Raw genomic sequence first — 16320 nt, forward strand, 5'->3', positions numbered from 1 at the left:
ATCAACATACAGTCCGAAAAGGCAAATGAAGCAGTCTATGCAGGCCTAAAAGATCTGCAATCTTCCAAAGATACTTTTCTGCGATAGACGGACGTTGTTGTTGCAAGTAAAATGAGTTGAATCATCTATAATCCCTGTCCAATATCTTCCCAGACGAGCCAGTATTCATTCAGTGGAACGGCACCATTTTTCTTATAAAAATTTAAAGCGACCAGGTTGTCAGAAGCGCAATTGACACAAATGCGTTTTGTACCCTGTTCTATAAACCAGTTTTTCAAAAGCTGAAATAAACTTGTGGCAATGCCCCTTCCCCGGTAGTCAGGTATAGTGTCAATCCATTGCAGTTCTCCATCGAAATCATAACGGCGGGTTAAATGTCCGGCTACAAATCCAATAACCCTGAAATCGTCAGTAGCGATGATAATAACACGCGGGGTTAACGCCAGTTGTGGGCTGTGTGTACCGTGATAATAACCGGAAATCCGGTTAAACCAATAGCTTTCAGAATTATCATCCGTCCCGCGAATAGCAGCCAGCGTCTTTAAGTCGTTTGGTTCAGCGAAACGAAATTCCATGCCCCAAGATACAGAATTACAGTAAAATGAGCGCATACAAGTACGTAATAGGCATTACAGTAAATTAATGGTTCGTTATTAATATAATGATCTCGATGCCGGCCTCGCGACATGCTCTCCTAAGGGCGAACGGCGGCTTAAAGGCTGAATTCATCCGCTTTGATTACGATATCGAAAAAGCAGTCGAGACTATAGCACGAAGCGAACTGCCGGATGAACTGCCGCATCGATTACTTAAAGCCTGTTAATTCAAATCACATAGTTGTGTAAAAGCATTCCGGATAAGGGACAAACTCATTAAATTAACGGATGACAACGAGACGCTTACTAAGGTTTATTGCAAGGCTATGATTCCAAATAGATCGTCTTTTTTAAGGTCGTATTTTAAAGTTATCGGAAATGATAACGAAGATGCCAGTTCTATTGTATCAGATAAAAAACAGCAGCATACCTGGAGACGGTACCGGAATCCTTTACGGCTTCCTCATTACCGATCATCACTTTTTCTACCTCATATTTCTCCTGATTGAGTTGTAAACGTAACTCCCCGGCTTCCTTTTCTCCCAGCTTGAGATAGATAACATCGGCAGGTGATTTTTGCAGAAAAGTAAGATTACCGAGGAATAAGGTATTGAAATTGAACTTCTCATTACCATAAGAAAACCCTGGTCGTATCGCAAAGTCCATTGGGATGACATTGCTATTTCCATCTTTCCGGTATACAGCGATCCTGTCTTTTGTATATGATCCTGTTGTCTTATCATTTAAAAGATCGTCTCCGTTAGTGTTTTTTATGACTAAATTAACTTCGGGCCCACGTACCGGGGAGCATGCGCAAAGTCCGCCGCCACCAACATTTTCTTTCTTACAGCCGACACTTACGATAAATAACAGGGTAAAGATGATCAGGAATTTTTTCATGGTAATTCAGGTTACGGGTATAATAGATATTACGCAGGAAAATCGTTGTACGATACAGTTTTATGGTAAAGATTAATGACATAAAAACAGATAGCTATTTGGATTACTTCTTTTCCCGGATTTCCTATGGGATTCTGAACAAATCTCCATCCCGAAAGGCCACTTTAAGCTCAGTGCTTAAAAACCGGGGTTATAGTCAATCCTCGCTGAAATTAGGCCGTTTGTTGGCAGCAAGCTATTTTGGTTATCACCGTTGTTATGGCCTGGTTTAAATGGTGGTTCAGTTACCTGATCGGCCGCCCTGGTAGCCCGAACGTTTGAAAAAATCGTCCACTGCTACCGGGTTTGCGTAATCTAATTCGATGATTTCCTTTAGCGCTGTTTTTTTATCTTTTGCCTGGTCATAATAGGCCTGGCATATCCGGTAACCGATAAAGTAGCCCAGGTCAGGCGCGGGCAACGCCGGGTTAAGGCCGGTACTCACCCAGTTATCATTATTTTGAGTATACATTTCCTGTCGGAAAGAGTGCCACACTTCCTTTTCGTGCAGGGGACCGTAGGCCATATAAGGTGTTTTCATTGGGATGCCGGTTACCCGTTTGGCCACAAAATCGCAGGCCCCCTCCCGGATAGCCGAAGTAAGTACATTGATATGCTGAAAATCCGGACGCTTTTGCTGCGTGTGGGTATACTCGTGGATCCCCATGCGTACCAACTGATCGCCTGTCATCTCAGGATCGTTCAACACGACTTCCACCCCGATGAGCGACAAACTGCCGCGTACCGTGCCGCCCTGTTGCCGTAAACCAACAATAAAATAGGACTGTGCGGGCTTCAGCCCGGGATATAGCTTTTGAAAGCGGGCGATCTGTCTTTCCAGTTTTCGTACGGCAGCATTGACCATGAATTGCTTTCTTTGCAGGGTATCCCAAAAGCCGGGATTGCTCTTAAGCAACGCCAGCCATTTACGGTCCAGGCCGTCTTTATTACGCATGAACGCTTTCAGACCTTCACTGGCGTTGCTTATATACAGACGGTTAACCGCGGCAAGTTGCCGGGCTGTATCAGAGCTGGCTGATACGCTATCGCGCATCGTCCAAAAATTCTTCCAGTCTGTTTGAGAAACATGCTGTGCCCGGCAAAGCACCGGGGCCAACAAAATCAGGAACATGATTTTCTTCATCATTAAGCTGCTTTAGTTCAATTCTTCGGGGTATTTAGCAGGCAAGTAAACTGAGAAATGGTAAATAACTTACTCCGTTCGTAGACTTTTGGCTGGGTTGGCGATCGCTGCCCTGACAGATTGAAAACTGATAGTGATCAGGGCGATCAGTATAACCAATACACTACCGGATACAAACAACCAGCAGTTGAGTATAATTCGGTAGGGGTAATGTTGCAGCCACTGGCTGGCCGCGATCCAGGCAAACGGAATAGATATGGCGAGCGCGATAACGACCAGCTTAAAAAAATCCGCTGAGAGGATTACCACTACGTTGCCTGCTGAAGCTCCAAGCACTCTGCGTATGCCGATCTCTTTGACCCGCTTCTCAACGGCCAATACAGATAAGCCGAACAAGCCGATACAGGAAATAAAGATAGCAAGTGCGGCACTGAATAAAATGATCGCTTTCCACCTGGCTTCGGCTGCATAACTTTGCTTATTCTGGTCTTGTTTAAAGTTGTAAACGAAAGGATTCAGCGGGAACAATTCTTTAAATACCCGGCCGATGAACCGGAGGCTCGCGGTCTCCGTGCCGGGCTTGATTTTAATGTACATCATACCGAAGCTATTTGCCGGATTCATGGTGAAAAGCTGCGGGCCTGTTTTTTCAGTCAAAGGCTGATAATGGTAGTCCTTAACCACACCTATGACGGTGTAGGTCTCATTACGAAAGGTGTTGATTTGCTGCCCAACGGGGTGCTTCCAACCGGCTTCTTTGACAAACGCCTCATTGATCAAGGCTGATTTTAGTTGATCCGACGGATAGGCAACTGAAAAATTCCTGCCGGCAATAACGGGTACACGAAGGAGCGGTAAATAATCAGCATCTATCGTTTCAACAGCAATGTTAATCTGCTGATCACCATTTATTTTTACTGTATTGTTATTATAACCGCCATTTTTAGGAGCAGCTTCAATAATATTGGGATTCTCCATCAATTTCTTTTTTATCAAAGCCGCTTCACTTCGGGTCAAAGGGAATTGGTCAACCGTAATCAAATTACGATCATCATAACCCAGACTTTGCGTGGTCAGGTAATTGAACTGTAAAAAAATGGTGATCGCGCCTATGATTAAAAAAGAAGCCAGCGCGAACTGAAAGACGACCAAGGCCTTTTGTAAATAACTTTTCCCGGTCAGGTTAAAACGACTGTACAATGTTTTGACCGGGTGGTAACCGGACAAAATGATAGCGGGATAAAACCCGGCCAGTAAACCGGTGAGCACAAAAAGCGCGATATAACAGCTCACCAATTTTGCATTAAGCAAATAAGTAAGCGACAGCACTTTATTGGCTAACCCGCCAAATACCGGTAATATCGTTATAACGATCCCTATCGCGACGGTGAAAGCGATCAGACAAAGCAGAAGAGACTCGCTTAAAAATTGCAGCCGTAATTGCTGCCTGGTGCCACCGATCACTTTACGGATACCGATCTCTTTTGCCCGCTTTACCGAACGTGCTATGGTAAGGTTAACAAAATTGATACAGGCGATCAGCAGCACAAAAAGGGCAATAGCCGAAAGAATATACGCAAATTCAGGGTTACTTTTATCGTGGAGTATTTCGTTTTCACCCGGCACCATCTTACCCAGATGAATACCAGTAAGCGGCTCCAGCAAATAAGCTATACCGATATTTTTTACGTGATATTTATTTTTTATCTCCCCAATGGCTTTGCCGGCATCTGATACAAATACCTGGTTCATTTTTGCTTCAACAGCTTTAATATTCGCACCGGGAGATAGCACGACAAAAGTGCTGAGAAATGAGTTAAACCAATTAGCATTATTATTTTCGGCTGCAGCAGAAACATGCAGCGGTAGCAGTACCTGGAATTTGAGGGATGAATTTTGCGGGCAATTCCTGGCAATCCCTGTGATCATGCAGGGTCTAAATACACTGTCGTCCTTGATGGAGATAATCTGGCCAACGGCGTTTGAGCGCCCAAAATACTTTTTCGCCATTTCTTCGGTAATTACCGCGGAATTGGGCTGGGTTAATACGGAACGTGCATCACCACTAAGTAAAGGAAAACTGAATACCGAAAAAAAGTTAGCATCGACAAAACATACACCCTGCGAATTGACATCGGTGCCGATTTTAATATCTGCCTGCGCCGGTTGAAAGCGGACAAAGCTTTGTATCTCCGGGATCTTTGCAGCAAAACGCGGACCGGGGAAATAACCGGTATAACTGCCGTTGGAGACACTGTTATCATCTTTGGTCGTTTGCTTATCGATCCGGTAGATCTGGCTGGCGTTTTGATGAAAGCGGTCGTAGCTTACTTCATCCTGAACATATAGCATGATCAGCATGGCGCAGGCCAGCCCAATACTTAAACCGGCGATATTGATGATGGAATACAACTTTTGCTGACGGAGGTTTCTGAATGCAGTTTTAAAATAATTGCGGAACATACGATTGCGTTTTAATTTTTCGGAGACCCGGTTTGGCGGACTTTCCGAACGCAATATTACCGGCCGCTTATGCGGCAGAATGGCCAATTTATCAAATGGCCATTCTTTTTTCAGGTTGTTTTTGTATTCCACAGGGGTCTTTCCGGTCATTTCTTTAAAAACCCGGTTGAAGGTTCTTTGGGAATTGAACCCGGACCCGAAAGCGATGCCGAACAGGGTCAGGTGGTTATAGCTGCTATCCTGCATTTTCCGGACGACTTCCCGTACCCGGAACTCATTGATAAAATCATTAAAATTCTTTTTCATACCCAGGTTAATAATCCGGGACAAGTCATGCGGATGCATCGCCAGTTTCACCGCCAGGGTAGCCAGGGTCAGTTCGGCATCTTCATAAAGGCGGCCGGCGGCTACCGCTTCTTTAAGTTTCCGGCTTTTACTTCTGGCATCCGGTATGTCCGTCGTTACCGGTTGTGGTTGCACCGATCCAAGGGGTTTCAGTATTGCACCGGCCGTCATCCCGAACAATACCAAGGCTACGGCAAAACCGAAGATAGTGTAAAATGACCAGAGCAGGCAGAGCACAGCCAGCAAGAAAAGTCGCTGTTCCAGCCGCCGAAAAGCAAGCCGGGGCCGGTCCATCAACACCGGCTGTATCCGGTCATAGAAAATACTGATCAAACGATGTGACAAATACAAGTAGCCAATGGTCGAAATTAATACCAGCCATCCCGGCATCCAAAATCCAGGCAGCAAGAGGCAGAAATGCAGCAGCTCTATTAGTTTGAATCGTTGGCCGGGACAGGTTTGCTGCCGCACATAAAAATACAACAGCGGCCCCAGGGCCGGCAAAAGAACCGGTGTAAGTCCGCCGGTCTTCAATACGACTGTAACCAACGCAGAGCTTAAAAATAAGTTACTGCTACGGTCGGTGCTTTTGGCTGCCAACAGCAAAGCAAGCGTTAGCCCGGTAAACAAGGTTCCAAGGGGTGCCAGATCGTAAAAGGTCATATAATAGGAATATGATTCACGTGCTCAATTAGCTCAATCGTCATTCCAAATCAATAATTAACTAACAAATAAATAGTTATAAAAACTTTCACATATTCATTTGTAATAAAACCGCACAGGCAGCGTACGTTTTTAATAAATAACATAGCCCTTCATAGCCTCAGATAGCCGGGAAAACCTATTAAAGGGCTCAACATTTGCTATCCCATTGTTAAAACGAGGATGTTATGCAGTGACCTCACAGAATAAAAACATTTATAAAGAGCAGAAAAGGTTTCGGATACCTTCACTGCAACGGCGATATTACAATTGAAAGAGCAGGGCAAGTAGATAAGCCATTTTGATTGCCCCCTCTTCGCCGATTTCGTTTACATTCAGAACCGCTTGACTATTATAAAAAAATTGGCCGACTTTCTCCTGAAGATCAACGCTCGCTTTTGATCTGTCAAATATCAAGTTATTCATTTTAGTGATCTTGTTTAGCAACGCTTTCATGACAATAGCTGAATGTGCTGATACCACGGGTCCGGATGAGGTAGTCAAAGTTTTGCGGGATCGTTGTTATCAAATATTCAAATGTAACACCATCATATAAATACCTGAATATTAACACACTATCAAAAACCAAGCTATCAGTAAGCCACGAAATCCCGTTAATGTGATTTTGAATTATTGATATATGAACAAAATTTATTCGGATTCACAGGTAATCCGTGACCGCGCATGTTTACCAGCCCCAAAACCGAGCGGATCAATCCGTCTGAATTGAAGCCGGCTATGTCCGCGTCCGGCATAACGAAATAAATTTCCTGCATAAAAATAAATTTGCTTTATTGTGCTTTATTTAAGTCGAAATTTAAGTTATAACGCCAGCCAATTCGTTTCAAGATTTTCAGTACATCTTCATAGGAGTTGATCGGCCATTTTACTCAAATTGCGTTTAATGTTAAAACTACATTTAATACATCTGCCAATTACTAACTTAATTATTTACATGCAATGGCTGCTTGCATCAGGCAGGTGTGCTTTTTTAGGTAACTTAAATAATCGCGATGGTCAATTATAACACATTAAGCGATTCAGAGTTAACAGATCTGCTCAAGCTGGATGATCCACTGGCCTTTGCTGAGATATACGACCGGTATTTCGGTTTGTTGTATCTCCACGCATTCAACCGCGTAAGGGATAAAGAAGAAGCAAGAGACGTAGTGCAGGAGTTATTCGCGTTTTTGTGGGCTAATCATGGTTCCATTGAATTTAAAACCAACCTGTCAAACTATTTATATACTGCTACCCGAAACAGGATCCTAAACGTAATAGGGCGTAAACAGATTCATGAAAGATATAGATTGAAACTTCCTGAACAGCTCATCGCCCCTGTCATGACCGATCACCTGATGCGTGAACGCCAACTGACCGAGATTATTAACAAAGAAATACAGGCCTTACCCCCTAAAATGCGCATAGTTTTTGAAATGAGCCGCAAGTATCATATGACCTATAAGGAGATTGCCGGTAAGCTGGATATTACCGAACAATCTGTAAGAAGCCATGTAAAAAATGCGCTTAAAGTATTGAGAGTTAAATTGGGGCTCATAACATTTTTGATTTTTATTTTATTCGATAAATAATTTTTACCCCCATGGCTACCGGGCTATTTGTCTATAATAAACAAGACAATACTTAGCCAATTGAACCCAAAAATCAATCTTCAGGAGTTATTAAGTAAATATCACGCCGGCACGATAACCGACGAAGAGCGCATTTTATTGGAGGAGTGGTACGCCCAATGGACACCTGAACAACAGGAGCTTTCATCCGAAGAAATTGGCCAGCTGAAAGCGGATGTTTGGCAATCATTAAATGTAACTGTACTGCCGGCAGCAACCAAACGGCTATGGCCACGATTAGCATTAGCGGCGTCTGTGATACTTTGTTTATCAGTAGGAGGCTACTATTATCTTTCAGATTCAAAAGCCAGTCAGCAGCAAATGACGGCAAAGGTTGAAAAGGCAGACATTGCCCCTGGCGGTAATAAAGCGGTCCTGGTACTAAACAATGGCCTCAAGATTAATTTAAACAGCCAGATAAACGGAACAATAGCTAAACAAGGCAATATCAGAATTGTAAAAACGGCTGCCGGTCAGTTGGCGTATGCACCCGACAATACAGATGCTTCTGTTATAGTTTACAATACTTTGAGTACCCCCCGCGGAGGGAAATATGATCTGGTTTTAGCTGATGGTACCAAGGTATGGTTAAACTCTGCATCATCCATCACTTACCCCACGGCTTTTAAAGGAAATGATCGCACCGTAAATATTACCGGCGAAGTTTATTTTGAGATTGTACATAATGCGAAACAGCCATTCCGGGTAAATTTCAAAGGGCATACTATTGAAGATATCGGCACCGAGTTTAATATAAATGCCTATGATGATGAACAGGTAATAAAAACCACCCTGGTGGCAGGCAGCATAAAATTATCAAGAGATTCAAGGAGTGTGCTCCTCCGCCCGGGACAGCAAAGTATAACGTCTTTATCAAATACAGCAATTGAAATTAAAGACGCAGATATTAACGAGGCAACGGCCTGGAAAAACGGGCTGTTCAAATTTAAAAAAGCAAAAATTGAGGATGTTATGCGGCAGTTATCGCGTTGGTACAACGTTGATGTTTCATACCCGTATGGTATTCCGAAAACCGTTTTTTCTGGCGAAATGATCAAGGATGCAAACGCGTCGCAGATACTGGATATGCTGGCCTATTTTAAAGTGAACTATGAAATTGTACAGCAAACTAAAGGCTCGGAAAAGAAAATCATCATTAAACCTTAACCTACACAACAAATAACCAATTATTTAACACTAACCTAAAAACGATGAAAAAAATGTTACGTCAAATAACCTGATCAGAGAAAACAGGGTTCTTAAAAGAACGCAGAAGTGGTTCGAAGCACTTCTGCGATAAAGCTTGAGTCAACCCTTCCGAGTAAATCGGTAAAACAAATGGAGTATTATCTTATGTGTTAACCTCAAACCTAACAAATGTAATGAATTTTACAGGTGTCCTAACAGTGATATGCCCTAAAAAAGGCTCGCTGGCCCATAAACTTATTATGGTTATGAAACTAACCACCCTGCTATTAATAATTACGCTATTACATGCAAGCGCTAAAAGCTATAGTCAAAAGATCAGTCTAAACGAAAAAAATGCCCCCCTGGAAAAAATTTTATCCCAGATTAAAAACCAGTCAGGCTATGTTTTTCTGTATACCGATCAAAACCTGGTGAATACGTCCATCAGCGTTAATGTTAAAGACGCCTCGATTGAGGAAACATTGAACGCCTGTTTTAAAAACGCGCAGATCGGCTACAAGATCACCGGTAAAAATATTTTGCTGAGAGCGACTTATCCTCAAACAGCTGAGCAGGAAAACACTCCTCCGCCGATCACTGTCAAGGGAAAGGTTGTTGATGATACCGGAAAACCCCTGATGGGCGCATCGGTAAAATTAAAAGGCGGGAGTTTAGGTACACAAACCGATACCGAAGGACGTTTTACCTTGAGCAACGTTCCGGATGACGGTATCCTGGTTATCTCTTTCGTGGGATTTACTACTTTGGAAGTACCGGCAAAAAAAAGCCTCGATAATATCAGGCTTGTTCCTCTGGCTTCAGACCTGAGCCAGGTTGTTGTGGTTGGTTACGGTACGCAGAAAAAGGTAGTCGTGTCGGGCGCGGTATCAGATGTAAAGGGTTCAGAACTTGCCAAATCGGCCTCTGTTAACCTCTCCAACTCTCTTGGCGGCCGCCTGTCGGGTATAGTTGCTATCCAATCAAGCGGCGAACCTGGTGGTGATGGCTCTACTATTCGCATCCGCGGTATCAACTCCTTATCAGGCGGTAACACAGATCCGCTGATTGTAATTGACGGGGTACCGGGACGTGCAGGTGGTATTGACAGGATCAATCCTAACGACGTAGAAAGTATATCAATCCTGAAAGATGCATCAGCCGCAATATATGGATCAAGGGCCGGTAACGGTGTAATTTTGGTTACTACCAAGCAAGGTAAATCGGGTAAGCCACAATTCAGTTATGATTTTTATTATGGTTTGCAGCGTCCTACCCGTGTACCCAAAATGGCAAATGCACCGGAATATGCCGAGATCATGAACGAATTACAAATATTCAATTCGGGCTTAAATCAAAGCAACTGGAACGATGCCTGGCAAGCTTTAAAAAACACAGGCACGTACACCCGGCCTGATGGCAGCAGCATAAACGCTGCTTTTTCGCCGGAGGCTATGCAGAAATTCAGGGATGGATCTGACCCGCTCCGATATCCCAATACCGATTGGTTTGGCACCGTATTTCAAAAATGGTCGCCGCAACAAAGGCACAACCTGCAGGTTACGGGCGGTAACGACTATACCAAATACCTTGTTTCGCTGGGCTATTTAAACCAGGACGGTTTTTATAAGAACTCGGCCACCAGATACAAGCAGTACGATTTGCGAATCAATGTAGAATCTAAAGTTAGTAAATATATCACCACCAGTTTAAATGTTACCGGCAGGGAAGAAAACCCTAACTACCCAACAGTGAGTGCCGCCAACATTTTCAGGTTTATTATGCGTGGCAGGCCAACGGATGTAGCCATTTGGCCCAACGGTTCGGCCGGTCCGGATATTGAAAACGGTATTAACCCGGTTGTGGCTACAACTAACCAAACCGGATATGATAAAAACACTAAAGATTACCTGCAGACTACCGGTAAAATAGAAATTAAATTGCCGGGCGTAGAAGGCCTAAAATTAACCGGTACAGCGTCGCTGGATAAATACTGGGACAGGCAAAGTACCTGGAGAACACCATATGAATTGTATTCGTGGGATAAAACTACCTTAAATAATGATGGCAGCCCGCAATTGCAGGTTAAAAACTTCTATCCTGACCAGTTTCATACACCAAATCTTACAGAAAAAAACATTAATGAGCTGGATATAAACTTAACCGGCATCATCAATTATGACAGGAACTTTAATGGTCATGCGGTTTCATTAATGGCCGGTGTACAGCGCCAAACTGCTAATAGCAGCGGCTTTACAGCTTTTAAAACCAACTTTATATCCTCGCAAATCCCGCAGTTATCATTTGGCCAGGAATTGGGACAATCAAACGGGGCCAATGATGTATTTAAAAGTGCGCGCTTAAGCTATTTCGGTTCCGCCAATTATAACTATAAAGAAAAATATATCGCGCAATTTCTTTGGCGTGTAGATGGCTCCTATATCTTTCCGCCCAGCCACCGGTTTGGCTTTTTCCCGGGTGTTACGGCAGCATGGCGCATTTCGGAAGAGGGCTTCTTTAAAAACAACATTCACTTTGTCGATAATTTGAAGCTAAGGGGCTCATGGGGCCGGATGGGGGCCGAAGCATATTATGGCGGTGCGCTTAAAGAGTACCAATACCTAACTTTATTGGCAACCAGCAATAACATGTTTAACGGACAGCCCGTTGCGACGGTTTATGAAGGCACCGTACCTAATTATGATTTTACCTGGGAAGTTGCAAACAATACCGATGTTGGCCTTGAAGCAAGCTTTTTAAACAGCCGGTTATCAGTAACGTTCGATTATTTTTATAACCTCCGCTCAAATGTGCTGGCGCCTAAAACCGGATCGATACCGGGAAGCGCAGGTATCCCTGTATACAACTTCCCTCCTGTTAACCTCGGCAGGTTGAAAAACTCGGGGTATGATTTCAGCGTGAATTACAGTGACCGCGCCGGCGATTTTAATTACAGTGTTAGTGTAAACGCCGGATATGCTAAAAATAAAGTATTGTATTTTGACGAAACCCCGGGCGCGCCAGACTGGCAGCGGGCAACCGGTCATCCAACAGATGCCTGGCTGCTATACCAATATGACGGCGTTTTCAAAGACCAGGCAGACATCGACAACAACAAGCTTGATTACAGCGGATTAGGCATTTCAAACTCGAGCTTAAGGCCCGGAGATATGAAATTTAAAGATGTAAACCACGACGGTAAAATTAATGGTGATGACAAAATACGGATGGATAAAAACGGCACTCCTACCTTTACAGGTGGCGTGAACATCAACCTGGGTTACAAAGGATTTGACCTAAGCGTATTGGTTCAGGGAGCTACCGGCGGCTTACAAAAAATAGGGCTGACCGAATCAGGAAGTATCGGTAACTACCTGGAATGGTCATATCAAAAACGCTGGAGTATTGATCATCCTAACAACCTTTATCCGCGGTTATCTGACTCTAATAGCGGCGCTACCTACTTCACTTCCAGCGCGTCAGACAATAGCTATTATGTAATCAACAGCAATTACATCCGGATAAAGAATGTGGAGTTGGGTTATACACTTCCGAAAGAATGGATACAAAAGTTAGGGCTCAATTCATTGAGGATCTACGCTAATGGCATCAACCTGGCCACTTTTGATAAGATCAAAATTTGGGACCCCGAATCTACCAATACCAACGGACAGTATTATCCGCAGGCTAAGGTAATTAACATGGGTGTTAAAGTTACTTTTTAAGGAGCGTAAGAAAACGCATTATGAAAGGAATTGATATGAAAACGACATTAAAAAATAAAAACCTGTATCTGCTGGTGTTCATTATGATAATGGGCGCGGCTTGTAAAAAGGATTTCCTGAATGTTGCTCCACCCAACCAACTATCTGCTGATGTGGTTTGGAGCGACCCGACTTTGGCCGAAGCCTATATGAACGATGCCTATAAAGGCCTGATAAACGGTGGATTATCTGAGCAAATGCTCGCCTCCGTATCCGATGAATCTCTGTTTAACCATACCGGGCGAGGTATCGATATCGTCAATACGGGCAATGTTAGCCCCACTACTACCGGCTGGATCGACGATTCGTGGAACTGGGACAGGATGTACCTGTATATCAGGACCTGTAATACGGCCATCGACAGAATTGTAAGCGGCAAAAACAGCATTTCCGACCAGACCAAAAAAGACCAGTTTTTAGGTGAAGCCTATTTTTTGAGGGCCTATTACTACCAGCAATTATTACGCTTTTACGGCGGTGTCCCCCTCATCACCAAAGTATATAACATTACCGACGACCTTAAGGTAAAGCGTAATACCTACGAGGAGTGTGTAAACTTTATTGTAAAAGATTGCGATGAAGCGAACAAATTATTATCCGGTAAAACAATGGGGCAAGGTCGTGCTACGGCGCTTGCAGCCCTGGCCATTAAATCGAGGGTATTACTTTATGCAGCGAGTGACTTGCATGATAAAGCTAAACTAACGGCAAAAGTTAGTGGTATTCCGGATCAAACCCTTCCCCTGCTATGTTACACAAGCGGCAACCAGGCCGATCGTTACCGCCTGGCACAAACCGCGGCAAAGGCGGTAATGGATGCTGATCCGCGCACCGGTTATAAACTAAATTTATCAGCTCCTGTTTCAGCCAGTCAGGGTGCTATTAACTATGCGAGTATCGCAATGGGCGGAGGTAGTAAAGCGCCCAATATTGACCCCGCCGGGGCTTCGGAAATCATCTTTGCAAAGTATTTCCTGCTGCCAAACTATGCCGTAACACCAAACCTTTACAACGGGCCTAACGGTTATCATAACTGGGGCGGAAACTCTCCGATTGGCTTACTTGTTGATGATTATGATATGCAGGACGGCACTCCATTCAGTTGGTCGAACCCATTAGAAAAAGCTGATCCCTATAAAAACCGCGACCCCCGATTTTATGCAACGGTGCTGTACGATGGCTCGGATTGGAAACCCCGCGATAAAGTATCCGGCAATGTTGACCCCGCCAATCAAATTCAAACCGGCACTTATGATTTGATGGTGAGCGGCAAACTAACATCTTTCAGCGGACTGGACACCCGCAACAGTTCGTTAGAAAACTGGAACGGTACCTACACCGGCTATTACTATCATAAATTTACCGATCCGGATCCTAATATCATTGATCAAAACATGCCGCAAACTATTCCCTGGCCTTTTTTCAGATATACAGAAGCGGTTTTGAATTATATTGAGGCGTCTATCGAACTCGGTGACACAGGCCCGGCGGTAGAATGGTTAAACAAGATCCGCTTCAGGGTTGGTATGCCCGCGGTTACCGCCACAGATCAAACAAGCCTGAGAAACATATACCGTCATGAGCGCCGGATTGAGATGGCCTATGAAGAACAGCGATATCATGATGTACGAAGATGGCTGATAGCCAACGAAACCGTAGGCAGGAAGGTAACCATAGTAACTGTTACCGGAAAATTCAAATCGGGAAAAACGCAATCCTCTCCTTACCATTATGACCCATCGGTTTATGATTATAGCTACACACCGTCCGAATATAATGTATTGGAAAACAGGGCCTGGAACAACGCGCTTTACTTCAGGCCAATCACTCGCGATGAAGTAAACAAGAACAATTTACTAATACAAAATCCCGGATATTAAATATATCCGAAAGAAACCTCTAAGTTGGTTTAAACAGAGGTTGTTGGTTAACCCACAAACAGTAAAAGGCCGCTTGCGCGGCCTTTTACTGTTTGCTATTAATAAATTTCAGATTACTTTCCCTTTAAAAACCCGGATTATTAGGTAACAACTTCGGATTGACATCTGTTTCCTGTTTAGGCAGCGGGAACAGCAGTTGTTTATCGGTAAACGTGGCGCCAAATACTGTTTTATGGCCTATAAAATTATCCCAGTTACCGGTAACATCGTTATGAACTTTGCGGGTTCGGAGCATATCGAACCACATTTTATTTTCAAAGCAGAGCTCAAAATACCGCTGTAACCACACCTCCTGCTCAAATGCAGATTGGGTTAATACCCCTATCGGGGCCAGCTTAGCCCTTGCACGGATATTATTAACCATCAAAATAGCCGTGGCATTTGGTGCGCCTTCAGCTTCGTTTGATGCTTCGGCGTACATCAACTCAACATCGGCCAAACGGTAAAGGGTGTAGTTAAGATCAGATTTTAACGTGGTATTAACTGCGGTAGAATCAAACCACTTGTAGATATAGGGGCTGCGGAAAGTAATTTTTTTGCCCGTTTTTGTATTAGTATAGCTTGAGTAAAAGAACTGCTTTTCTTGTACTCTTTTATCGCCGGCGGCAAATGATGCTAAAAACTGAGTTGTTGGATAAACCGAGCCATACTCATCTGAGTATTGCGAAACACCCGAAAAATTCGGAATAGTAAGCGGTGTAAGCGGATTTGACGATGGTACCGACGCCGCATATTGCACCTGGAATATAAATTCGCCTGTATTTTTATTTGCCGGTTTGATCATGTCGGTATATTCCGGGAATAGTGTATAACCACCATTCTGGATCACGTTAAGTGAACGCTTGGCCGATTCGGCGTAGAATGTTTTACCGCCGTTGATCGCGGCACCTGCGTAGGTTAAATACACATCGGCCAGTAAGGCCTCAACAGCACCCATTGATACTTTGCCGGTGTTATCCTTCCATGGCAGCGTTGATTTTTCGGCAGCTAACAGATCGGGGATGATCACTTTATCATAGATATCTTTAGCCGCGGTGCGCGGGATATTCAGGTTGAGGTCTTTAGGTGTTTCGGTAACCATTGGCACCGCGCCGTACATCCGTACCAACTGAAAGTAATAAAGCGCGCGCAGGGTTTTTACTTCGGCAAGCATGTTATTTTTTACCTCATCGGTAAGGCCGGGGGCGCTGATAGCAGGTATTTTACCAATGGCCAGGTTACAGGCACCTATACCAAGGTACATTTGCTGCCACCATGTATCAAAATAAAATGAGGTGGTGCTATAAGTTAGGTTCTGGTAATTTACGTATCCGGTTTGCCCAAGGTCGCTGCCCGATTTGCCGGTCATAAATTCCATCAAATTCCAGGTATTACCACCGTACGAGCCACTTTGGCCTGATAAAAAGCCCTGTAGGTTTTGGTAACCCGAATTGGCAAAAGCCCTGGCCACCTTAACACTCGATACATTCGACTCGGGCGTAAGGAAACTGGTAGGCTCCTCCTTCAAAAACTTTTTGCAGGAGCATGCAAACAGCACCAGCCCTACAAGCAATATATTTTTTATGGTTTTCATTTTTATATAATTTAAATTAAACTATCAATCGATCCTCT

10 protein-coding genes are annotated in these 16320 nt (G+C 43.8%); 4 read left to right on the plus strand and 6 right to left on the minus strand.

Annotated features, from left to right (window positions below; all coding sequences use genetic code 11):
* Window positions 1-125: 125 nt before the first annotated feature.
* From IEX80_RS19170 to IEX80_RS19190, 5 genes are all read right to left on the minus strand, one after another.
* Window positions 126-575 (minus strand): GNAT family N-acetyltransferase, encoded by a 450-nt coding sequence (locus tag IEX80_RS19170; protein WP_188833808.1) that lies wholly within the window; start codon window positions 573-575, stop codon window positions 126-128.
* Window positions 576-995: 420 nt separating this feature from the next.
* Window positions 996-1496 carry a hypothetical protein gene (locus IEX80_RS19175; RefSeq protein WP_188833809.1) on the minus strand — a complete coding sequence of 167 codons (501 nt, stop codon included), beginning with the start codon at window positions 1494-1496 and terminating at the stop codon, window positions 996-998.
* Window positions 1497-1776: 280 nt separating this feature from the next.
* Window positions 1777-2682 carry a DUF2268 domain-containing putative Zn-dependent protease gene (locus tag IEX80_RS19180; RefSeq protein ID WP_188833810.1) on the minus strand — a complete coding sequence of 302 codons (906 nt, stop codon included), beginning with the start codon at window positions 2680-2682 and terminating at the stop codon, window positions 1777-1779.
* Between the two features lie 66 nt (window positions 2683-2748).
* The gene (locus IEX80_RS19185) at window positions 2749-6150 is read right to left on the minus strand and encodes an ABC transporter permease (protein ID WP_188833811.1); all 3402 of its coding nucleotides are present in this window, start codon (window positions 6148-6150) and stop codon (window positions 2749-2751) included.
* Window positions 6151-6453: 303 nt separating this feature from the next.
* Window positions 6454-6615 carry a hypothetical protein gene (locus IEX80_RS19190; protein WP_188833812.1) on the minus strand — a complete coding sequence of 54 codons (162 nt, stop codon included), beginning with the start codon at window positions 6613-6615 and terminating at the stop codon, window positions 6454-6456.
* Window positions 6616-7202: 587 nt separating this feature from the next.
* Between IEX80_RS19190 and IEX80_RS19195 the strand changes: the two genes are divergently transcribed.
* The 4 genes from IEX80_RS19195 to IEX80_RS19210 all read left to right on the plus strand — a co-directional run bounded on the left by IEX80_RS19195 (window position 7203) and on the right by IEX80_RS19210 (window position 14649).
* A complete protein-coding gene (locus IEX80_RS19195) occupies window positions 7203-7781 on the plus strand; it encodes an RNA polymerase sigma-70 factor (protein ID WP_188833813.1) in 579 nt (192 codons plus the stop codon).
* A gap of 60 nt (window positions 7782-7841) precedes the next feature.
* Window positions 7842-8987 carry a FecR family protein gene (locus tag IEX80_RS19200; RefSeq protein WP_188833814.1) on the plus strand — a complete coding sequence of 382 codons (1146 nt, stop codon included), beginning with the start codon at window positions 7842-7844 and terminating at the stop codon, window positions 8985-8987.
* A gap of 287 nt (window positions 8988-9274) precedes the next feature.
* The gene (locus IEX80_RS19205; protein WP_188833815.1) at window positions 9275-12730 is read left to right on the plus strand and encodes a TonB-dependent receptor; all 3456 of its coding nucleotides are present in this window, start codon (window positions 9275-9277) and stop codon (window positions 12728-12730) included.
* Window positions 12731-12765: 35 nt separating this feature from the next.
* Window positions 12766-14649 carry a RagB/SusD family nutrient uptake outer membrane protein gene (locus tag IEX80_RS19210; RefSeq protein ID WP_090533401.1) on the plus strand — a complete coding sequence of 628 codons (1884 nt, stop codon included), beginning with the start codon at window positions 12766-12768 and terminating at the stop codon, window positions 14647-14649.
* Window positions 14650-14773: 124 nt separating this feature from the next.
* On the opposite strand, the gene IEX80_RS19215 is transcribed toward IEX80_RS19210, so the two are convergent.
* Complete coding sequence (locus IEX80_RS19215; RefSeq protein ID WP_188833816.1) at window positions 14774-16282, minus strand: RagB/SusD family nutrient uptake outer membrane protein; 1509 nt, start codon at window positions 16280-16282, stop codon at window positions 14774-14776.
* Between the last annotated feature and the right edge of the window lie 38 nt (window positions 16283-16320).

Origin of the sequence: Mucilaginibacter rubeus, from assembly GCF_014643835.1 — a bacterium.
GTDB classification, from domain to species: domain Bacteria; phylum Bacteroidota; class Bacteroidia; order Sphingobacteriales; family Sphingobacteriaceae; genus Mucilaginibacter; species Mucilaginibacter rubeus.

Excerpts from the sequence above, each read along its gene's own strand:
- IEX80_RS19170 (WP_188833808.1), bottom strand. The coding sequence starts at position 575 with ATGGAATTTCGTTTCGCTGAACCAAACGACTTAAAGACGCTGGCTGCT.
- IEX80_RS19175 (WP_188833809.1), bottom strand. The coding sequence starts at position 1,496 with ATGAAAAAATTCCTGATCATCTTTACCCTGTTATTTATCGTAAGTGTC.
- IEX80_RS19180 (WP_188833810.1), bottom strand. The coding sequence starts at position 2,682 with ATGATGAAGAAAATCATGTTCCTGATTTTGTTGGCCCCGGTGCTTTGC.
- IEX80_RS19185 (WP_188833811.1), bottom strand. The coding sequence starts at position 6,150 with ATGACCTTTTACGATCTGGCACCCCTTGGAACCTTGTTTACCGGGCTA.
- IEX80_RS19190 (WP_188833812.1), bottom strand. The coding sequence starts at position 6,615 with ATGAATAACTTGATATTTGACAGATCAAAAGCGAGCGTTGATCTTCAG.
- IEX80_RS19195 (WP_188833813.1), top strand. The coding sequence starts at position 7,203 with ATGGTCAATTATAACACATTAAGCGATTCAGAGTTAACAGATCTGCTC.
- IEX80_RS19205 (WP_188833815.1), top strand. The coding sequence starts at position 9,275 with ATGAAACTAACCACCCTGCTATTAATAATTACGCTATTACATGCAAGC.
- IEX80_RS19210 (WP_090533401.1), top strand. The coding sequence starts at position 12,766 with ATGAAAACGACATTAAAAAATAAAAACCTGTATCTGCTGGTGTTCATT.
- IEX80_RS19215 (WP_188833816.1), bottom strand. The coding sequence starts at position 16,282 with ATGAAAACCATAAAAAATATATTGCTTGTAGGGCTGGTGCTGTTTGCA.